At 59.8% G+C, this 21,589-nt stretch carries 18 protein-coding genes; all 18 read left to right on the top strand.

Going from position 1 to position 21,589, the window contains the following annotated elements:
- Positions 1 to 444: 444 nt before the first annotated feature.
- The 18 genes from P3G59_RS18340 (at position 445) to nuoJ (ending at position 21,586) form a co-directional block, all read left to right on the top strand.
- Positions 445 to 2,670, top strand: coding sequence for an NADP-dependent isocitrate dehydrogenase (locus P3G59_RS18340; protein WP_277758421.1), 2,226 nt, complete (start codon positions 445 to 447; stop codon positions 2,668 to 2,670).
- A gap of 213 nt (positions 2,671 to 2,883) precedes the next feature.
- Positions 2,884 to 3,330: an NUDIX hydrolase gene (locus tag P3G59_RS18345; protein ID WP_102358980.1), complete on the top strand. Its 447-nt coding sequence runs from the start codon at positions 2,884 to 2,886 to the stop codon at positions 3,328 to 3,330.
- A gap of 59 nt (positions 3,331 to 3,389) precedes the next feature.
- Positions 3,390 to 4,514, top strand: a complete 1,125-nt coding sequence (gene mnmA, locus P3G59_RS18350; protein WP_127928939.1) for a tRNA 2-thiouridine(34) synthase MnmA — start codon at positions 3,390 to 3,392, stop codon at positions 4,512 to 4,514.
- Positions 4,511 to 5,134, top strand: coding sequence for a high frequency lysogenization protein HflD (gene hflD / locus P3G59_RS18355; RefSeq protein WP_277758422.1), 624 nt, complete (start codon positions 4,511 to 4,513; stop codon positions 5,132 to 5,134). Before mnmA ends, hflD begins: the two co-directional genes overlap by 4 nt.
- 127 nt (positions 5,135 to 5,261) lie before the next feature.
- Positions 5,262 to 6,632, top strand: coding sequence for an adenylosuccinate lyase (gene purB, locus P3G59_RS18360; protein ID WP_122661290.1), 1,371 nt, complete (start codon positions 5,262 to 5,264; stop codon positions 6,630 to 6,632).
- Between the two features lie 86 nt (positions 6,633 to 6,718).
- On the top strand, positions 6,719 to 7,888 hold the full coding sequence (locus P3G59_RS18365) for a cupin domain-containing protein (RefSeq protein ID WP_277758423.1): 1,170 nt from the start codon (positions 6,719 to 6,721) through the stop codon (positions 7,886 to 7,888).
- A complete protein-coding gene (locus P3G59_RS18370) occupies positions 7,881 to 8,306 on the top strand; it encodes a GNAT family N-acetyltransferase (RefSeq protein WP_025108996.1) in 426 nt (141 codons plus the stop codon). Before P3G59_RS18365 ends, P3G59_RS18370 begins: the two co-directional genes overlap by 8 nt.
- Positions 8,307 to 8,549: 243 nt before the next feature.
- Positions 8,550 to 9,302, top strand: a complete 753-nt coding sequence (locus P3G59_RS18375) for a secretin N-terminal domain-containing protein (RefSeq protein WP_277758424.1) — start codon at positions 8,550 to 8,552, stop codon at positions 9,300 to 9,302.
- Positions 9,303 to 9,777: 475 nt separating this feature from the next.
- The gene (gene aceA / locus P3G59_RS18380; RefSeq protein ID WP_016775277.1) at positions 9,778 to 11,103 is read left to right on the top strand and encodes an isocitrate lyase; all 1,326 of its coding nucleotides are present in this window, start codon (positions 9,778 to 9,780) and stop codon (positions 11,101 to 11,103) included.
- A 753-nt stretch (positions 11,104 to 11,856) separates the two neighbouring features.
- Positions 11,857 to 12,270 (top strand): NADH-quinone oxidoreductase subunit A, encoded by a 414-nt coding sequence (locus P3G59_RS18385; RefSeq protein ID WP_003223812.1) that lies wholly within the window; start codon positions 11,857 to 11,859, stop codon positions 12,268 to 12,270.
- 10 nt (positions 12,271 to 12,280) lie between these two features.
- Positions 12,281 to 12,955 carry an NADH-quinone oxidoreductase subunit B gene (locus P3G59_RS18390; protein WP_003223809.1) on the top strand — a complete coding sequence of 225 codons (675 nt, stop codon included), beginning with the start codon at positions 12,281 to 12,283 and terminating at the stop codon, positions 12,953 to 12,955.
- Between the two features lie 73 nt (positions 12,956 to 13,028).
- Positions 13,029 to 14,813: an NADH-quinone oxidoreductase subunit C/D gene (nuoC, locus tag P3G59_RS18395; protein WP_277758425.1), complete on the top strand. Its 1,785-nt coding sequence runs from the start codon at positions 13,029 to 13,031 to the stop codon at positions 14,811 to 14,813.
- 2 nt (positions 14,814 to 14,815) lie between these two features.
- The gene (nuoE, locus tag P3G59_RS18400) at positions 14,816 to 15,313 is read left to right on the top strand and encodes an NADH-quinone oxidoreductase subunit NuoE (RefSeq protein ID WP_003223804.1); all 498 of its coding nucleotides are present in this window, start codon (positions 14,816 to 14,818) and stop codon (positions 15,311 to 15,313) included.
- Positions 15,310 to 16,662 carry an NADH-quinone oxidoreductase subunit NuoF gene (gene nuoF / locus P3G59_RS18405; protein ID WP_212809465.1) on the top strand — a complete coding sequence of 451 codons (1,353 nt, stop codon included), beginning with the start codon at positions 15,310 to 15,312 and terminating at the stop codon, positions 16,660 to 16,662. The genes nuoE and nuoF overlap by 4 nt, the downstream gene beginning before the upstream one ends.
- A 135-nt stretch (positions 16,663 to 16,797) precedes the next feature.
- The gene (nuoG, locus tag P3G59_RS18410; RefSeq protein ID WP_277758426.1) at positions 16,798 to 19,512 is read left to right on the top strand and encodes an NADH-quinone oxidoreductase subunit NuoG; all 2,715 of its coding nucleotides are present in this window, start codon (positions 16,798 to 16,800) and stop codon (positions 19,510 to 19,512) included.
- Positions 19,509 to 20,516, top strand: coding sequence for an NADH-quinone oxidoreductase subunit NuoH (nuoH, locus tag P3G59_RS18415; protein ID WP_007920179.1), 1,008 nt, complete (start codon positions 19,509 to 19,511; stop codon positions 20,514 to 20,516). The genes nuoG and nuoH overlap by 4 nt, the downstream gene beginning before the upstream one ends.
- Positions 20,517 to 20,527: 11 nt before the next feature.
- Entirely contained in the window at positions 20,528 to 21,076 is a 549-nt protein-coding gene (nuoI, locus tag P3G59_RS18420; protein ID WP_007920177.1) for an NADH-quinone oxidoreductase subunit NuoI, read from the top strand.
- Between the two features lie 9 nt (positions 21,077 to 21,085).
- On the top strand, positions 21,086 to 21,586 hold the full coding sequence (nuoJ, locus tag P3G59_RS18425) for an NADH-quinone oxidoreductase subunit J (protein WP_277758427.1): 501 nt from the start codon (positions 21,086 to 21,088) through the stop codon (positions 21,584 to 21,586).
- Positions 21,587 to 21,589 lie beyond the last annotated feature (3 nt).

Genomic DNA, 21,589 nt, shown 5'->3' on the forward strand with positions numbered 1-21,589 from the left:
TTCGAGCGTAACCCAGTTAAATCAACACGCAAACCCTCTGTTCGTGGCGCAGCTACATCTCGTTTCGTACAAGCCTGAAAGCAAAGGGAAAAGCGCCAAACTCAAGCATTCGCGACGACTCTACGCCCCACCCTGCCCTGCGACCTTTAGACCAATGGACGAGAATCGTTGCATATGAACCATCGGCAGATTGCCAGCTACCTATGTATAATGCCGCCCGCTGACCACAGGGTCACGACGGCTGGCCTCTCTAGCACGAGACTTTCCGCCTGATTGGTCGGGTTGTTACCGCAGCCTGACTGCTTGACGCTCTACTGATGCACCCAACATCACCGCGAAGAATCTCGACATTCGGTTCATGGATGACTTTGAACGAACGCGCTTACCCGGCGCCCCTCGAGTTTCTGCGCACGCTTTAGCAAAGAAGAGAGAGTTAATCCGAATATGCCCACCCGCTCGAAGATCATCTATACCTTCACCGACGAAGCCCCAGCCCTCGCCACCTATTCCCTGCTGCCGATCATCGAGGCTTACACCGCCTCGGCCGATATCGCCGTAGAAACCCGCGATATCTCTCTTGCAGCACGCATTCTGGCCAGCTTCCCCGAGCAACTGGGCGACAAAGCCGTAGCCGACCACCTCGCCGAACTGGGCGACCTGGCCGTTACGCCTGAAGCCAACATCATCAAGCTGCCGAACATCAGCGCTTCGGTGCCACAGCTGCAAGCCGCGATCAAAGAGCTGCAAGCTCAGGGTTACAACCTGCCGGACTACCCGGAAACCGTGACCAGCGACGCCGACAAAGACGCCAAGGCGCGTTACGACAAGGTCAAGGGCAGCGCCGTGAACCCGGTTCTGCGCGAAGGCAACTCGGACCGTCGCGCGCCGCTGTCGGTCAAGAACTACGCTCGCAAGCACCCGCACAAAATGGGCGCCTGGGCCAAAGACTCCAAGTCCCACGTCGCTCACATGAGCACCGGCGATTTCTACGGCAGCGAAAAAGCTGCCCTGATCGACGCCGCTGACGCCGTGAAGATCGAACTGATCGCCAAAGACGGCACCGCGACCGTTCTGAAAGAGAAAACCACCGTTCAGGCCGGCGAGATCCTCGACTGCGCCGTGATGAGCAAAAACGCCCTGCGCGCGTTCATCGCTGCTGAAATCGACAGCGCCAAGGCACAAGGCGTGCTGCTCTCGGTTCACTTGAAAGCAACCATGATGAAGGTCTCCGACCCGATCATGTTCGGCCAGATCGTTGCCGAGTTCTACAAAGACGCCCTGACCAAGCACGCTGACGTGCTGGCCGAGATCGGCTTCAACCTGAACAACGGCATCGGCGATCTGTACGCGCGCATCAAGGCCTTGCCGGCTGAGCAACAAGCTCAGATCGAAGCCGACATGGCTGCGGTCTATGCCGTTCGCCCATCGCTGGCGATGGTCAACTCCGACAAAGGCATCACCAACCTGCACGTACCGAGCGACGTTATCGTCGACGCTTCGATGCCGGCAATGATCCGTGACTCCGGCAAGATGTGGGGCACCGACGGTCAGTTGCACGACACCAAGGCTGTGATCCCGGATCGTTGCTACGCGACCATCTACCAGGCTGTGATCGAAGACTGCAAAGCCAATGGCGCTTTCGATCCGACCACCATGGGCAGCGTGCCAAACGTTGGTCTGATGGCGAAGAAAGCCGAAGAGTACGGCTCGCACGACAAGACCTTCCAGATCAAGGCTGACGGCGTCGTTCGCGTGACCGACAGCAAAGGCACCCTGCTGATGGAACAGGCTGTTGAAGCCGGCGACATCTTCCGCATGTGCCAGACCAAAGACGCGCCGATCCAGGACTGGGTCAAACTGGCCGTCAACCGTGCCCGCGCAAGCAGCACGCCAGCAATCTTCTGGTTGGACCCGATGCGCGCTCACGATGGCGTAGTGATCGAGAAAGTTCAGGCTTACCTGAAGGATCACGACACCACCGGTCTGGACATCCAGATCATGGCGCCGGTCGATGCCATGAAGTACACCCTGCAGCGCACCCGCGAAGGCAAGGACACCATTTCGGTGACCGGCAACGTCCTGCGCGACTACCTGACCGACCTGTTCCCGATCATGGAACTGGGCACCAGCGCCAAGATGCTGTCGATCGTGCCGCTGATGAACGGCGGTGGCCTGTTCGAAACCGGCGCCGGCGGTTCGGCACCGAAGCACGTGCAGCAACTGGTTGAAGAGAACTTCCTGCGCTGGGATTCGCTGGGCGAGTTCCTCGCACTGGCAGCGTCCCTTGAGCACCTGGGTGTGAACTACAACAACCCGAAAGCGCTGGTGCTGTCGAAAACCCTGGACCAGGCCACTGGCCAGTTCCTCGACAACAACAAGTCGCCATCGCGCAAAGTCGGCAACATCGACAACCGCGGCAGCCACTTCTACCTGGCAATGTACTGGGCTCAGGCCCTGGCTGCCCAGACTGAAGACGCTGCACTGCAAGCGCAGTTCGCGACCCTGGCCAAGACCCTGACCGAGAACGAAGCAACCATCGTTGCCGAGCTCAACGCCGTTCAGGGCAAGCCAGTCGACATCGGCGGTTACTACCACGCCAATGCCGAACTGATCAGCAAGGCCATGCGCCCAAGCGCAACCCTCAACGCGGCGATTGCTGCGCTGGTATAAGGTTGTAATGGGAACATCACAAACCCCGGCCCTGTGCCGGGGTTTGTGTTTTTAGGGTTCACACAAATCCCCTGTGGGAGCGAGCCTGCTCCGGGCGGCGTTCCGACGAATGCGGTTTATCATTCAGCATCTTCATTGACTGACCCACCGCTTTCGCGAGCAGGCTCGCTCCCACAGGGGATTGGGTTTTAACCTGAATATTGAGGAAGGTTTATGGAATGGCTCCCCCACATCACCGTCGCCACCATCGTCGAAGACAACGGTCGCTTCCTGATGGTCGAAGAACACAAGGCCGGGCGTAACGTACTCAACCAGCCGGCCGGCCATCTCGACCCGGACGAAACCCTGATCGACGCCGCCGTGCGCGAAACCCTCGAAGAAACCGGCTGGGACGTTGAACCCACCGGTGTCATCGGCATTTACCTGTACACCGCGCCGAGCAACGGCGTGACTTACCAGCGCGTGTGCTTCAGCGCCAAAGCCGTCAAACACCACCCGGATTATCAACTCGACGACGGCATCGTCGGCGCCAAGTGGCTGACCCGCGACGAATTAATCGCTCAACGCGACAACTGGCGCAGCGAGCTGATCATCCGTTGCATCGACGATTATCTGGCCGGTCATCACTTCAGCCTCGAACTGATCCGCCCTTCTCTTTAGCCTTGAGGCCGCGAGCCTGCTAGAATCGCGTCCTTTTTCAAGACACTCATTGAATCCCTATGCGTGATCCAGCCCCTTCTGACACATCCAAGAAGCGCGTCATTGTCGGCATGTCCGGCGGCGTGGACTCTTCCGTTTCCGCTCTCCTGCTGATCGAGCAGGGTTATGAGGTGGAAGGCCTGTTCATGAAGAACTGGGAAGAAGACGACGGAACGGAATACTGCACCGCCATGGACGACCTGGCGGATGCTCAGGCTGTCTGCGACAAGATCGGCATCAAGCTGCACACCGCTAACTTCGCCGCCGAGTACTGGGACAACGTGTTCGAGCACTTCCTGGCTGAATACAAGGCCGGGCGTACGCCGAACCCGGACATCCTGTGTAACCGCGAGATCAAGTTCAAGGCGTTCCTCGACTACGCCATGATGCTCGGCGCCGACCTGATCGCCACCGGCCACTACGTGCGCCGCCGTGACATCGATGGCCGCACTGAATTGCTCAAAGGCCTCGATCCGAACAAGGATCAGAGCTACTTCCTGCACGCCGTTGGCGGCGAACAGATCGCCAAGACCCTGTTCCCGGTCGGCGAACTGGAAAAACCCGAAGTCCGTGCGATTGCCGAGAAATACGAGCTGGCGACTGCCAAGAAGAAGGATTCCACCGGGATCTGCTTCATTGGCGAGCGTCGTTTCAGCGACTTCCTCAAGCAATACCTGCCGGCGCAACCGGGCGAAATCAAAACCACTGAAGGCGAAGTCATCGGCCGTCACCACGGCTTGATGTATCACACCATTGGTCAGCGTCAGGGCCTCGGCATCGGCGGCTTGAAAGACGCCGGTGATGAGCCGTGGTACGTGCTGCGCAAGGACCTGGACACCAACGAACTGATCGTCGGCCAGGGCAACAACCATCCGTGGCTGTTCTCCGGCGCCCTGCTCGCTTCGGAAATCTATTGGGTCAACCCGATCGACCTGAGCCAGCCGCTGCGCCTGACCGCCAAAGTGCGCTATCGCCAGAGCGATCAGGCCTGCACCCTGGAAAAAACCGCCAGCGGCTACCGCGCCGTGTTCGACGAGCCGCAACGCGCGGTGACGCCGGGCCAGTCCGTGGTGTTTTACGACGGTGAAATCTGCCTCGGTGGCGGCGTGATCGAAGTCGCCGAGCCGTGGAGCGGCCAGGCATGAGCCCGACTCAGGAGCAACTGACGGCGCTGGGCGGTGTATTTCTCGCCGCCGTGCTGGTCGACCGGATCGCCAAGACCGGCCAGACCAACGAAGCCGGCCTGATCTGCATGCTCGGCAGTCTGCTGGTGCGCGACCCGAAAGACACGCTGGACGTCTACGGCGGCGATGACCTCAATCTGCGCGAAGGCTATCGAGCGCTGATCGGTGCACTGGAACGCGACCCGAGCACGCTGCAACGCGAGCCACTGCGCTACGCCCTGTCGATGCTCGGCCTGGAGCGTCAACTGGCCAAGCGCAACGACATGCTCGACACCATCGGCAAGCGCTTGCCGCAAATCCAGTCGCAGGTCGAACATTTCGGCCCGGCCCACGAAAACGTGGTTGCGGCTTGCGGCGCGCTGTATCAGGACACCCTGAGCACGCTGCGCCAACGCATTCAGGTGCACGGCGACATGCGCAACCTGCAGCAACCGAGCAATGCCTCGAAAATCCGCGCCCTGCTCCTCGCCGGCATTCGTTCGGCGCGCCTGTGGCGGCAGCTCGGCGGCCATCGCTGGCAGTTGGTGATCAGCCGGCGCAAGCTGCTCAAAGAGCTGTATCCGTTGATGCGCAGCGAGTAAAACGCCGCACAATAAAAGCTTTGTAGTCTGTAACGCGTAATACGCCGGTCAGTTGGCAACGGACCGGCGGATTTTTTCATGTATGATACGCGCCCCATTTCGTTGCCCGACTGTCCGAGAACACCCCATGCAGCTTTCTTCGCTCACTGCGGTTTCCCCTGTTGACGGCCGCTACGCCGGCAAAACCCAGGCCCTGCGCCCGATTTTCAGCGAGTACGGCCTGATCCGTGCCCGTGTTCTGGTTGAAGTGCGCTGGCTCCAGCGCCTGGCAGCCCACGCTGGCATCCCTGAAGTGCCAGCCTTCTCCGCCGAGGCCAACGCCGTTCTTAACGAACTGGCTGAAAACTTCTCGCTGGAGCACGCCGAGCGCGTCAAAGAAATCGAGCGCACCACCAACCACGACGTCAAAGCGATCGAATACCTGCTCAAAGAGCAGGCGGCCAAGCTGCCGGAGCTGGCCCAGGTCAGCGAGTTCATCCACTTTGCCTGCACCAGCGAAGACATCAACAACCTGTCCCACGCCCTGATGCTGCGCGAAGGCCGTGACGACGTGATGCTGCCGCTGATGCGCCAGACTGCTAACGCCATCCGCGAACTGGCCATCCGTTTCGCCGACGTACCGATGCTGTCGCGCACCCACGGCCAACCGGCTTCCCCGACCACTCTGGGTAAAGAGCTGGCGAACGTGGTTTACCGTCTCGAGCGCCAGATCGCTCAAGTCGCTGCCGTGCCGCTGCTGGGCAAGATCAACGGCGCTGTCGGCAACTACAACGCACACCTGTCGGCCTACCCGCAGATCGACTGGGAAGCCAACGCCCGCGCCTTCATCGAAGACGAGCTGGGCCTGGGCTTCAACCCGTACACCACGCAGATCGAACCGCACGACTACATCGCCGAGCTGTTCGACGCGATCGCGCGCTTCAACACCATCCTGATCGACTTCGACCGTGACATCTGGGGCTACATCTCCCTGGGTTATTTCAAGCAGCGCACCATCGCTGGCGAAATCGGTTCGTCGACCATGCCGCACAAGGTCAACCCGATCGACTTCGAAAACTCCGAAGGCAACCTGGGTATCGCCAACGCACTGTTCCAGCACTTGGCGAGCAAACTGCCGATCTCCCGCTGGCAGCGCGACCTGACCGACTCCACCGTACTGCGCAACCTCGGTGTCGGCTTCGCCCACAGCGTGATCGCCTACGAAGCCAGCCTCAAAGGCATCAGCAAACTGGAGCTCAACGAGCAGAAGATTGCCGCTGACCTCGACGCTTGCTGGGAAGTATTGGCTGAGCCGATCCAGACCGTGATGCGCCGTTACAACATCGAAAACCCGTACGAGAAGCTGAAAGAACTGACCCGCGGCAAGGGCATCAGCCCTGAAGCGTTGCAGACTTTCATCGACGGCCTGGACATGCCAGCGCAAGCGAAAGCCGAGCTCAAGCAACTGACTCCGGCCAACTACATCGGCAACGCTGTAGCGCAAGCCAAACGCATCTGATCGACCGCTTGATCCGTTTGAGACGCCCGGCCGCGCCGGGCGTTTTTATTCCCGTCTGAAAAGTGCTTTTTTTCAATAGGTTACATATGAATTCCGATATTCTTCTTCAACTTCTGGGCGGCCTCACTGCACGCGAATTCCTGCGCGACTACTGGCAGAAAAAGCCACTGCTGATCCGTCAGGCGATTCCTGACTTCGAAAGCCCGATCGACGCCGACGAACTGGCCGGCCTGGCCCTGGAAGAAGAAGTCGAATCGCGCCTGGTGATCGAGCACGGCGAGCGCCCTTGGGAACTGCGTCGCGGTCCGTTCGCTGAAGACGAATTCAGCAAATTGCCGGAAAAAGAGTGGACCCTGCTGGTGCAAGCGGTTGACCAGTTCGTACCGGAAGTCAGCGAACTGCTGGAAAACTTCCGCTTCCTGCCGAGCTGGCGCGTCGACGACGTGATGATCAGCTTCGCCGCCCCGGGTGGCAGCGTCGGTCCGCACTTCGACAACTACGACGTGTTCCTGCTGCAAGGCCACGGCAAGCGCAACTGGAAAATCGGCCAGATGTGCGACTCCGAGAGCCCGCTGCTGCAACACGCGGACCTGCGCATCCTCGCCGAATTCCACGAGACCGAAGAGTGGGTGCTGGAGCCGGGCGACATGCTCTACCTGCCGCCACGTCTGGCTCACTGCGGTGTCGCGGTCGACAACTGCATGACCTATTCGGTCGGTTTCCGCGCGCCGAGTGCCTCTGAGGTGCTGACCCACTTCACCGACTTCCTCAGCCAGTTCCTGACTGACGAAGAGCGCTACACCGACGCCGACGCGCAGCCGGCCAACGATCCACATCAGATTCAACACGACGCACTGGATCGCCTGAAAGCGCTGCTCGCCGAGCACATGAGCGACGAGCGCCTGCTGCTGACCTGGTTCGGCCAGTACATGACCGAGCCGCGCTACCCGGAATTGGTGGCTGGCCCTGAAGACATCGAGGAAGAAGATTTCCTCGCCGCCCTGCAGGATGGCGCCATCCTGATCCGCAACCCGAGTGCGCGCCTGGCCTGGTCGGAAGTCGATGACGACCTGCTGCTGTTCGCCAGCGGCCAGAGCCGTTACCTGCCGGGCAAGCTGCGCGAACTGCTGAAGCTGATCTGCGCCGCTGACGCCCTGCACACCGATAACCTCGGTGAGTGGCTGAACGACGAAGACGGTTGCAGTCTGCTGTGCCAACTGGTCAAGCAAGGCAGCCTGGGGTTCGCTGATGAATAAGATTCGCGTTCGTGTCGCAGACTGGCAAAAGGACATCGCCGAGATCCGGCGCATTCGTGAAACGGTGTTCATCGCCGAGCAATCGGTGCCACCTGAGTTGGAATGGGACGCGGACGACGCGACCGCCGTGCATTTTCTGGCGTTTGAAGGCGACTTTCCGATCGGTACGGCACGCCTGCTGCCTGATGGGCACATTGGCCGGGTTTCGGTGCTGAAAGACTGGCGCGGGATGAAGGTCGGTGATGCGCTGATGCAAGCGGTGATTGCCGAAGCGGAAGCGCGCGGTTTGAAGCAGCAAATGCTCAGCGCTCAGGTGCAAGCCACGGCGTTCTATGAGCGCCTGGGCTTCAGCCTGGTCAGCGAGGAATTCCTCGAAGCCGGGATTCCGCATGTCGATATGGTTCGCCATTCGGCTTAAGACCGAGGCGCAGCCTTCGCGAGCAGGCTCGCTCCCACACTGGATCTGTGCCTGACGCACAATTTGTGTCCGCTGGAGATCTACTGTGGGAGCGAGCCTGCTCGCGAAGAGGCCAGCAAGAACACCACAAAACGCCCTGCCATTCTCGGATGCCGGGGCGTTTTGCTGTCTACGATTCAACTTGCCCCACCCAAGGCCGACAAACTGGCAATATCAAGCCTTTCGAAAGCGGAGATAACGGACATGTCCCTACGCACCCTGCTCACCACCCTGCTGCTCGGTTGCAGTTTTTCGGTGATGGCAGCCACAGAAATCGTGCCTCTCAATTACCGCACCAGCACTGACATGCTGCCGATGGCGCAAGACTTCCTCGGCAAGGACGGTCAGGTCAGCGCCTACGGCAACCAACTGATCATCAAGGCCGACCCGGACAAGATCCAGGAACTCAAGGCGCTGATCACCCAACTCGACACGGCGCCCAAGCGCCTGCTGATCACTGTCGACACCAATGAAAACAACGGACGCGGCGACGACGGTTATTCGGTCAACGGTGCGCAGACTCGCATCATCAGTCGCAGCACTGCCAGCCGTGACGGCGGCGTGCAACAGGTGCAGGCCACCGACGGCATGCCGGCGCTGATCCAGGTCGGCCAGAGTGTGCCGATCACCAGCAGCCAGAGCAATTCCTACGGCGATTACAGCAGCCAGACGCAATACCGCAACGTCACCCAGGGTTTCTACGTCACCGCCAGCGTCACCGGCGACATCGTTCATCTGGCGATCAGTACCAATCGTGACCGCATGAGCCAGGAACGTCCCGATGTAGTGAACGTGCAAAGCACCGACACAACCGTCAGCGGACGCCTCGGTGAATGGATCACCCTCGCCGGCGTCAATCGCCAGACTCAGGCCGACAAACAGGGCCTGACCCGCAGCTACTCGACTCAAGGCCGGGATGACATGACCTTGCGGGTGAAAGTCGACGCCTTGGACTAAAGCACCAAAAACTGACTGATTAGTCGTATTAGACGAAAGATGTAGTGCTTTAAAAAAAGCACTACAAAACGTTTGACGAGGCAAAAAAGCGAAGGCATGATGGCCTCGCTCCCGCTAATCAGAGGCCCTGGCAAGGGCCTTCGAAGCGATGTTCGCACCTACCCCGCGAACCGCTTCGTGTCTGTACCGCCCACAAGGTGTGTTTGACGAGGTTGCCGACTGGAACGAAGTTGTCCCGAGGGACGGAAGCGTATTTAGGTAACCCGGCTTCACACTGTAGACCGTATAGAGGCCCACGACGCCCGAATGCGCCCACAGTCCGCCACTACCTGCTCACTTCCCCTCGAGCCCATCGTTCATCCCGTCGCCTGCCCCGCCGAACCCGACCTGACCACCTAAGCTTCTGGTCAGCGAGAGCAAGGAATTTTCCACCGCAGAACAACTTTTCATAAAAGACGCGACGAGGTTTATCTCCATGGCACTGACACGCGAACAGCAAATTGCAGCCCTCGAAAAAGACTGGGCTGAAAACCCGCGCTGGAAAGGCGTGACACGCACTTACTCCGCTGCTGACGTCGTCCGTCTGCGTGGCTCGGTTCAACCTGAGCACACCTTCGCAAAAATGGGCGCCGAGAAGCTGTGGAACCTGGTCACCCAGGGTGCCAAGCCGTCCTTCCGTCCTGAGAAAGATTTCGTCAACTGCATGGGCGCCCTGACCGGCGGCCAGGCTGTGCAACAGGTTAAAGCCGGTATCCAGGCGATCTACCTGTCGGGCTGGCAAGTGGCTGCGGACAACAACTCCGCAGAATCCATGTACCCGGACCAGTCGCTGTACCCGGTGGATTCGGTGCCAACCGTGGTCAAGCGCATCAACAACTCGTTCCGTCGTGCTGACCAGATCCAGTGGAAAGCCGGCAAGAACCCGGGCGACGATGGCTACATCGACTACTTCGCACCAATCGTGGCGGACGCTGAAGCCGGTTTCGGCGGCGTTCTGAACGCCTACGAGCTGATGAAGAGCATGATCGAAGCAGGCGCCGCCGGCGTTCACTTCGAAGACCAACTGGCTTCCGTGAAAAAATGCGGTCACATGGGCGGTAAAGTACTGGTTCCTACTCAGGAAGCCGTACAGAAGCTGACCGCTGCTCGTCTGGCTGCCGACGTTGCCGGTACCCCGACCATCATTCTGGCGCGTACCGACGCGAACGCTGCTGACCTGCTGACTTCCGATTGCGACCCGTACGACCAGCCGTTCGTGACTGGCGAGCGTACCCAGGAAGGTTTCTACAAGGTTCGCGCTGGCCTCGATCAAGCCATCGCTCGTGGCCTGGCTTATGCGCCGTACGCCGACCTGATCTGGTGCGAAACCGCCAAGCCGGATCTGGAAGAGGCTCGTCGCTTCGCCGAAGCGATCAAAAAGGAATACCCGGACCAACTGCTGTCGTACAACTGCTCGCCTTCCTTCAACTGGAAGAAAAACCTCGACGACGCGACCATCGCCAAGTTCCAGCGCGAACTGTCCGCCATGGGTTACAAGCACCAGTTCATCACCCTGGCCGGCATTCACAACATGTGGCACAGCATGTTCAACCTGGCGCACGACTACGCCCGCAACGACATGACTGCCTACGTGAAGCTGCAAGAGCAGGAATTCGCTGACGCCGCCAAGGGTTACACCTTCGTGGCTCACCAGCAGGAAGTGGGCACCGGCTACTTCGACGACATGACCACCGTGATTCAGGGTGGCTCGTCTTCGGTAACCGCGCTGACCGGTTCGACCGAAGAAGAACAGTTCCACTGATTCGGCTTCGCTGAGCAAACGGCCTCTGTGGATCGTATAGAAAGCTAACCGCAGAGCCGCAAAACTGACGCCCCGACTGGTTCGGGGCGTTTTTTTGCGCCCGGAAAACACACTCTCACCTGTAGGAGCTGCCGAAGGCTGCGATCTTTTGATTTTGCTTTTAAAAGACAAGATCAAAAGATCGCAGCCTTCGGCAGCTCCTACAGGCGACATGTGTTGGCTCAAGCGCCACGAAACCCTGTGGGAGCGAGCTTGCTCGCGAAGGCATCTTGCCAGCCACCATCCATGTCGGATGATGAACCGCATTCGCGAGCAAGCTCGCTCCCGCAGGGTCGGGGGTGGTCGCGAATCAAAACATTGATCCAGAGCGGTACAACCGTCAGAAAAATCCGCTAAAACGGGCGCCGTCGCTACTTGCAGTAACGTGCAAGTAAGACAACTTCCCAACTGCCATCCCGTTAAACAGTTACAAAACCCCTGCAAACGATATCAATTATCATTTAGCGACAACTATGTTCGTTACATTCCCTACAAAACATTATTTGCATAAACCCGCCTAATGCCCGCAACGCATGGGCTGTAGGGCATTGGAGATGCGCTATGTCCTTATTCCAATAAATAATTTCGCTATAGGAATTTTACTTGCAGGGTGTTTAGCCATAAAATCAGCGCGATTGATTGCTGCGACATATCGTCACTGCCTATTTCTTTATCAAGCTCAGAGACCTTTGCTCTCTGTTAAGGATTACCAGCATGCCCGAAGCGACAGGACTCATGGCCCACAACTGGGGCTTTGCCATTTTCCTTCTGGGTGTCGTCGGCCTGTGTGCCTTCATGCTTGGCGTCTCCAGCCTCCTTGGGTCAAAAGCCTGGGGCCGCAGCAAAAACGAACCGTTCGAGTCGGGCATGCTACCTACCGGTGGCGCCCGCTTGCGGCTCTCAGCCAAATTCTATCTGGTCGCGATGCTCTTCGTGATCTTCGATATCGAAGCCCTCTTTCTCTTTGCATGGTCTGTGTCCGTCCGCGAAAGCGGCTGGACCGGATTCGTCGAAGCTCTCGTTTTCATAGCAATTCTGTTGGCAGGTCTTGTCTACCTGTTCCGAGTGGGCGCCCTTGACTGGGCTCCGGAAGCTCGTCGCAAGCGGCAGGCGAAGCTGAAACAATGAGGCTTTGGCAATGCAATACAATCTCACCAGGATCGACCCCGATGCTCCTAACGAGCAATATCCGATTGGCGAACGGGAAACCGTTTCCGATCCGTTAGAAGATCAAGTCCACAAAAACATTTTCATGGGCAAGCTGGAAGACGTGCTGAGTGGCGCGGTCAACTGGGGACGTAAGAACTCCCTGTGGCCGTACAACTTCGGCCTGTCGTGCTGCTACGTGGAAATGACCACCGCCTTCACGGCGCCCCACGACATCGCGCGCTTTGGCGCCGAAGTGATCCGGGCATCGCCGCGTCAGGCCGACTTCATGGTTATCGCCGGGACCTGCTTCATCAAGATGGCGCCGATCATCCAGCGTCTCTACGAGCAGATGCTCGAGCCGAAGTGGGTTATCTCCATGGGTTCGTGCGCTAACTCCGGTGGCATGTACGACATCTACTCTGTGGTTCAAGGGGTGGACAAGTTCCTGCCCGTGGACGTCTACGTACCTGGCTGCCCGCCCCGTCCTGAAGCATTTCTGCAAGGCTTGATGCTGTTGCAGGAATCGATTGGACAGGAGCGTCGTCCGCTTTCCTGGGTCGTTGGTGATCAAGGCGTCTATCGCGCCGACATGCCTTCGCAGAAGGAACAGCGCCGCGAACAGCGAATCGCAGTCACCAATCTGCGCAGCCCTGACGAAGTCTGATCCAGATCTGTTCTGACAAAGAAACGAGAAGCTGGCTTCATTCTTTACGTTGACCGAAAGCGAAAAAATAACCATGACTACAGGCAGTGCTCTGTACATCCCGCCTTATAAGGCAGACGACCAGGATGTGGTCGTTGAATTGAACAACCGTTTTGGCGCCGAAGCGTTTACCGCTCAGTCGACCCGCACCGGCATGCCGGTGCTGTGGGTCGCGCGCGCCAGGCTCGTTGAAGTTCTGACTTTCCTGCGCAACCTGCCCAAGCCGTACGTCATGCTCTATGACCTGCACGGCGTGGACGAGCGTCTGCGCACCAAACGTCAAGGCCTGCCGAGCGACGCCGAGTTCACCGTGTTCTATCACCTCATGTCGCTGGAGCGTAATAGTGACGTGATGATCAAGGTCGCCTTGTCCGAGAGCGACCTCAGCTTGCCGACCGTCACCGGTATCTGGCCGAACGCCAACTGGTACGAGCGTGAAGTCTGGGACATGTTCGGCATCGACTTCAAAGGTCACCCGCACCTGTCGCGCATCATGATGCCGCCGACCTGGGAAGGTCACCCGCTGCGCAAGGACTTCCCGGCGCGCGCCACCGAATTCGATCCGTACAGCCTCAACCTCGCCAAGCAACAGCTTGAGGAAGAAGCCGCACGCTTCCGTCCGGAAGACTGGGGCATGAAGCGTTCCGGCCCGAACGAGGACTACATGTTCCTCAACCTCGGCCCGAACCACCCTTCGGCGCACGGTGCGTTCCGCATCATTCTGCAACTGGACGGTGAAGAGATCGTCGACTGCGTACCGGACATCGGCTACCACCACCGTGGTGCCGAGAAAATGGCCGAGCGTCAGTCCTGGCACAGCTTCATCCCGTACACCGACCGTATCGACTACCTCGGCGGCGTGATGAACAACCTGCCGTACGTGCTCTCGGTCGAGAAGCTGGCCAGCATCAAGGTGCCCGAGAAGGTCGACGTCATTCGCATCATGATGGCCGAGTTCTTCCGTATCACCAGCCACCTGCTGTTCCTCGGGACTTACATCCAGGACGTGGGTGCGATGACCCCGGTGTTCTTCACCTTCACCGACCGCCAGAAGGCGTACACGGTGATTGAAGCCATTACCGGTTTCCGTCTGCACCCGGCCTGGTACCGCATCGGCGGCGTTGCCCACGACCTGCCGCGCGGCTGGGAAAAACTGGTGAAAGACTTCGTTGAATGGCTGCCAAAACGCCTCGACGAATACACCAAGGCGGCCCTGCAGAACAGCATCCTCAAGGGCCGTACCATCGGCGTCGCCCAGTACAACACCAAAGAAGCCCTGGAATGGGGCGTCACCGGTGCCGGCCTGCGTTCGACCGGTTGCGACTTCGACCTGCGCAAAGCGCGCCCATACTCCGGCTACGAGAACTTCGAGTTCGAAGTACCGCTGGCTGCCAACGGCGATGCCTACGACCGCTGCATGGTTCGCGTTGAAGAAATGCGCCAGAGCATCAAGATCATCGACCAGTGCATGCGCAACATGCCGGAAGGCCCGTACAAGGCGGATCACCCGCTGACCACGCCGCCGCCGAAAGAGCGCACGCTGCAGCACATCGAAACCTTGATCACGCACTTCCTGCAAGTTTCGTGGGGCCCGGTCATGCCGGCCAACGAATCCTTCCAGATGATCGAAGCGACCAAGGGCATCAACAGTTATTACCTGACGAGCGACGGCGGCACCATGAGCTACCGTACCCGGATCCGCACTCCAAGCTTCCCGCATCTGCAACAGATCCCTTCGGTGATCAAAGGCAGCATGGTCGCGGACATGATTGCGTACCTGGGTAGTATCGATTTCGTTATGGCCGACGTGGACCGCTAAGCATGAACAGCACGCTTATCCAGACAGACCGTTTCACCCTCAGTGAAACCGAGCGCTCGGCCATCGAGCACGAGCTGCATCACTACGAAGACCCGCGCGCGGCGTCGATCGAAGCCCTGAAGATCGTTCAGAAGGAACGCGGCTGGGTGCCGGATGGCGCCCTGTACGCAATCGGCGAAATCCTCGGCATCCCGGCCAGCGACGTTGAAGGTGTGGCGACGTTCTATAGCCAGATTTTCCGTCAGCCAGTCGGCCGTCACATCATTCGCGTCTGCGACAGCATGGTCTGCTACATCGGTGGCCACGAGTCGGTGGTCAGCGAAATCCAGAACAATCTGGGCATCGGCCTGGGTCAGACCACCGCCGACGGTCGTTTCACCCTGCTGCCTGTCTGCTGCCTCGGCAACTGCGACAAGGCACCGGCGCTGATGATTGACGACGACACCTTTGGTGATGTGCAGCCTGCTGGCGTCGCCAAACTGCTCGAGGGCTACGTATGACCCTGACATCTTTCGGTCCTGCCAACCGCATTCAGCGTTCGGCCGAGACTCACCCGCTGACCTGGCGTCTGCGCGATGACGGCGAAGCCGTATGGCTCGACGAGTACCAGGCCAAGAACGGCTACGCCGCTGCGCGCAAAGCCTTCGCCGACATGGACCAGGACGCCATCGTCCAGACCGTGAAAGACGCAGGTTTGAAAGGTCGCGGCGGTGCAGGCTTCCCCACGGGCGTGAAGTGGGGCCTGATGCCCAAAGACGAATCCATCAACATCCGCTACCTGCTGTGCAACGCGGATGAAATGGAGCCGAACACCTGGAAAGACCGCATGCTGATGGAGCAACTGCCCCATCTGCTGATCGAAGGCATGCTGATCAGTGCTCGCGCGCTGAAAACCTACCGTGGCTACATCTTCCTGCGTGGCGAATACACCACCGCCGCCAAGCACCTCAACCGTGCCGTGGAAGAAGCCAAGGCAGCGGGCCTGCTGGGCAAGAACATTCTCGGTAGCGGTTTTGATTTCGAGCTGTTCGTCCACACCGGCGCCGGGCGCTACATCTGCGGTGAAGAAACCGCACTGATCAACTCCCTCGAAGGCCGCCGCGCCAACCCGCGCTCCAAGCCGCCCTTCCCTGCCGCCGTCGGCGTGTGGGGCAAGCCGACTTGCGTGAACAACGTGGAAACCCTGTGCAACGTGCCGGCGATCATTGCCGACGGCGTTGACTGGTACAAATCGTTGGCCCGCGAAGGCAGCGAAGACATGGGCACCAAGCTCATGGGCTTCTCCGGCAAGGTCAAGAACCCGGGCCTGTGGGAACTGCCATTCGGCGTCACCGGCCGCGAGTTGTTCGAAGACTACGCCGGCGGCATGCGCGACGGCTTCAAACTCAAGGCCTGGCAGCCAGGGGGTGCCGGTACCGGTTTCCTCCTGCCTGAGCACCTCGACGCACAAATGTACGCCGGCGGCATCGCCAAAGTGGGCACCCGTATGGGTACCGGCCTGGCCATGGCGGTGGACGACAGCGTCAACATGGTCTCCTTGCTGCGCAACATGGAGCAGTTCTTCGCTCGCGAGTCGTGCGGTTTCTGCACCCCGTGCCGTGATGGTTTGCCATGGAGCGTCAAGCTCCTGATGGCCATCGAAGAAGGCCGCGGTCAGCCAGGCGACATTGAGACCCTGCTGGGTCTGGTCAACTTCCTCGGCCCGGGCAAGACCTTCTGTGCTCACGCACCGGGTGCCGTGGAGCCGTTGGGCAGTGCCATCAAATACTTCCGTCCAGAGTTCGAAGCCGGTATTGCGCCTGTAAGCGCCGTCCCGCCTCTGGCAAGGCCGATCGTAGTCGGCGCGTAAACGCTTAAAAGGCGAAGGGTCCGTGCCCTTCGCCTTTCGTCCGATGACGCCTTTCGGGGCTGACTGGATTCGGACGGATAACAAGATTCCATTAGCCACGCCCGCTGACACCGGGCCAACGAAGACCTTTGAACCATGGCCACTATCCACGTAGACGGCAAAGCGCTCGAAGTCGACGGGGCAGACAACCTGTTACAGGCATGTCTGTCGCTGGGCCTCGACATCCCTTATTTCTGCTGGCACCCCGCGCTTGGTAGCGTCGGGGCTTGCCGCCAGTGCGCGGTCAAGCAGTACACCGACGAGAACGACACCCGTGGTCGCATCGTCATGTCGTGCATGACCCCGGCCACCGACAACACCTGGATCTCCATCGACGATGAAGAATCCAAGGCGTTCCGCGCCAGTGTTGTCGAATGGCTGATGACCAACCACCCGCACGACTGCCCTGTGTGCGAAGAAGGCGGTCATTGCCACCTGCAAGACATGACCGTGATGACCGGCCACAACGAGCGCCGTTATCGCTTCACCAAACGCACCCACCAGAACCAGCAACTGGGCCCGTTCATTTCCCACGAAATGAACCGCTGCATCGCTTGCTACCGCTGCGTGCGTTTCTACAAGGATTACGCCGGCGGCACCGACCTCGGTGTGTTCGGCGCCCACGACAACGTGTACTTCGGTCGCGTTGAAGACGGCACCCTCGAAAGCGAATTCTCCGGCAACCTCACCGAGGTCTGCCCGACCGGTGTGTTCACCGACAAGACTCACTCCGAGCGCTACAACCGTAAATGGGACATGCAGTTCGCGCCGAGCATCTGCCATGGCTGCTCGAGCGGTTGCAACATTTCCCCGGGCGAACGTTACGGCGAACTGCGTCGTATCGAAAACCGTTTCAACGGTTCGGTGAACCAGTACTTCCTGTGCGACCGTGGCCGTTTCGGTTATGGCTACGTCAACCGCACCGACCGTCCTCGTCAGCCGCTGCTGGCCGACGGCACCAAGCTCAGCCTCGACGCTGCGCTGGATAAAGCCGCTGACTTGCTGCGCGGGCGCAACATCGTCGGTATCGGTTCGCCGCGTGCCAGCCTCGAAAGCAACTACGCGTTGCGCGAACTGGTCGGCGCCGAGCACTTCTACTCGGGTATCGAAGCCTCCGAACTGGAGCGCATCCGTCTGGTCCTGCAAGTGCTGAAAGACAGCCCGCTGCCAGTGCCGAACATGCGCGACATCGAAGACCACGACGCCATTTTCGTCCTCGGTGAAGACCTGACCCAGACCGCCGCCCGCGTGGCGCTGTCCCTGCGTCAATCGGTCAAAGGCAAAGCTGAAGACATGGCCGAAGCCATGCGCGTTCAGCCTTGGCTCGACGCTGCAGTGAAGAACATCGGTCAGCACGCGCTGAACCCGCTGTTCATCGCCAGCCTGGCGGAAACCAAACTCGACGACATCGCTGAAGAGTGCGTTCACGCTGCTCCAGACGATCTGGCGCGCATCGGTTTCGCCGTGGCTCACGCTCTGGATGCCAGCGCGCCGGCCGTTGAAGGCCTGGACGCTGAAGCACTGGAACTGGCCAAGCGTATTGCTGATGCCCTGCTCGCAGCCAAACGTCCGCTGATCATCGCCGGTACTTCGCTGGGTTCGAAAGCCTTGATCGAAGCGGCGGCGAACATCGCCAAAGCCCTGAAGCTGCGCGAGAAAAACGGTTCGATCAGCCTGATCGTACCGGAAGCCAACAGCCTCGGTCTGGCCATGCTCGGTGGCGAGTCGGTGGATGCGGCGCTGCAAGCGGTCATCGACGGCAAGGCTGACGCGATCGTTGTGCTGGAAAACGATCTGTACACCCGCACCTCGAAAACCAAGGTCGATGCGGCACTGAACGCGGCGAAAGTGGTGATCGTTGCCGACCATCAGAAGACCGCTACCAGCGATCGCGCGCACCTGGTTCTGCCAGCGGCGAGCTTCGCTGAAGGCGACGGTACCTTGGTCAGCCAGGAAGGTCGCGCCCAGCGCTTCTTCCAGGTTTTCGATCCGCAATACATGGATGCGAGCATCCTGGTTCACGAAGGCTGGCGCTGGCTGCACGCCCTGCGCGCCACCCTGCTGAACCAGCCGATCGACTGGACGCAACTCGACCACGTCACCGCTGCCGTGGCTTCGAGCACCGCGCAACTGGCGCGTATCGTCGACGCTGCACCGTCCGCGGCGTTCCGCATCAAGGGTCTGAAACTGGCGCGTGAGCCGCTGCGTTATTCCGGTCGCACCGCGATGCGCGCCGACATCAGCGTTCACGAACCGCGCACCCCGCAAGACAAAGACACCGCGTTCGCCTTCTCCATGGAAGGTTACTCGGGCTCTGCCGAACCGCGTCAGCAAGTGCCTTTTGCCTGGTCGCCGGGCTGGAACTCGCCACAAGCGTGGAACAAGTTCCAGGACGAAGTCGGTGGTCACATCCGTGCAGGCGACCCGGGCACGCGCCTGATCGAAAGCACCGGTGATTCGCTGAACTGGTTCGCCGCTGCGCCACGTGCGTTCAACCCGGCGCCGGGCACCTGGCAAGCCGTGCCGTTCTATCACCTGTTCGGCAGCGAAGAGAACTCTTCGAAAGCCGCACCGGTTCAAGAACGCATTCCGGCTCCGTACGTTGCTCTGGCCAAGTCCGAAGCGGATCGTCTGGGCGTCAATGACGGTGCTCTGCTGAGCCTGAACGTGGCCGGTCAGACCTTGCGTCTGCCGCTGCGCATCAATGAAGAACTGGGCGCCGGTCTGGTGGCATTGCCTGCGGGCATCGCCGGCATTCCACCGGCATTCGCCGGCGTATCCGTCGACGGTCTGCAGGAGGCAGCGCAATGACCTGGTTCACCCCTGAAGTGATCGATGTGATCCTCTCGGTCGTCAAAGCCATCGTGATTCTGCTGGCCGTTGTGGTTGCAGGCGCGTTGCTCAGCTTTGTCGAACGTCGCCTGCTGGGCTGGTGGCAGGACCGTTACGGTCCGAACCGCGTTGGCCCGTTCGGCATGTTCCAGATCGCCGCCGACATGCTGAAGATGTTCTTCAAGGAAGACTGGACCCCGCCGTTTGCCGACAAGGTGATCTTCACCCTGGCACCGGTGGTGGCCATGTCCGCCTTGCTGATCGCGTTTGCGATCATCCCGATCACCCCGACCTGGGGCGTCGCGGATCTGAACATCGGCCTGCTGTTCTTCTTCGCCATGGCCGGTCTGTCGGTCTACGCGGTGCTGTTCGCCGGCTGGTCGAGTAACAACAAGTTCGCCCTGCTCGGCAGCTTGCGTGCGTCGGCGCAGACCGTGTCCTACGAAGTGTTCATGGGCCTGGCCCTGATGGGCATCGTGGTTCAGGTCGGCTCGTTCAACATGCGCGACATCGTCGAGTACCAGGCGCAGAACCTGTGGTTCATCATTCCGCAGTTCTTCGGCTTCTGTACCTTCTTCATCGCTGGCGTCGCCGTGACTCACCGTCACCCGTTCGACCAGCCGGAAGCGGAACAGGAACTGGCCGACGGTTACCACATTGAATACGCCGGTATGAAATGGGGCATGTTCTTCGTCGGTGAATACATCGGCATCATTCTGATCTCGGCGCTGTTGGTCACCCTGTTCTTCGGTGGCTGGCACGGTCCGTTCGGCATCTTGCCGCAACTGGCGTTCGTCTGGTTCGCACTGAAGACCGCGTTCTTCATCATGCTGTTCATCCTGCTGCGCGCTTCCATTCCGCGTCCGCGTTATGACCAGGTGATGGATTTCAGCTGGAAATTCTGCCTGCCACTGACCCTGATCAATTTGCTGGTGACCGCTGCGGTCGTGTTGTGGAACACGCCTGCAGTCGCGGTTCAGTGAGGATTTGACCCATGTTCAAATATATTGGCGACATCGTTAAGGGTACTGGTACCCAGTTGCGCAGCCTGGTCATGGTCTTCGGCCATGGCTTTCGCAAGCGCGACACCCTGCAATATCCGGAAGAAGCGGTCTACCTGCCACCACGCTACCGTGGCCGTATCGTCCTGACCCGCGACCCCGATGGCGAAGAGCGTTGCGTAGCCTGCAACCTGTGCGCCGTGGCTTGCCCGGTCGGTTGCATCTCGCTGCAGAAAGCTGAAACCGAAGACGGTCGCTGGTACCCGGACTTCTTCCGTATCAACTTCTCGCGCTGCATTTTCTGCGGCCTCTGCGAGGAAGCCTGTCCGACCACCGCGATCCAGCTGACCCCGGATTTCGAGATGGCCGAGTTCAAACGTCAGGACCTGGTGTACGAGAAAGAAGATCTGTTGATCTCCGGCCCCGGCAAAAACCCTGATTACAACTTCTATCGTGTTGCAGGTATGGCAATCGCTGGCAAGCCGAAAGGCTCCGCGCAGAACGAAGCCGAACCGATCAACGTGAAGAGCTTGCTGCCTTAAGGAAGAACGATGGAATTCGCTTTCTATTTCGCATCGGGTATCGCTGTTGTGTCCACGCTGCGCGTGGTCACCAACACCAACCCTGTGCACGCCCTGCTCTACCTGATCATCTCGTTGATCGCCGTGGCCATGACCTTCTTCGCACTCGGCGCGCCGTTCGCCGGCGTGCTGGAAGTGATCGCCTACGCCGGCGCCATCATGGTGCTGTTCGTGTTCGTGGTGATGATGCTGAACCTGGGTCCCGCCTCGGTTCAGCAAGAACGCACCTGGCTCAAGCCCGGCATCTGGGCAGGCCCGGTGATTCTCGCCGCCCTGCTGCTGGCCGAACTGCTGTATGTGCTGTTCGCTCACCAGAGCGGTGAGGCCATCGGCCACACCACCGTAGACGCGAAAGCCGTGGGCGTCAGCCTGTTCGGCCCGTACCTGCTGGTGGTCGAACTCGCCTCGATGCTGCTGCTTGCCGCAGCCGTCACGGCGTTCCATTTGGGCCGTAACGAGGCTAAGGAGTAGAAC

Source organism: Pseudomonas sp. A34-9 (assembly GCF_029543085.1).
Lineage (GTDB): Bacteria > Pseudomonadota > Gammaproteobacteria > Pseudomonadales > Pseudomonadaceae > Aquipseudomonas.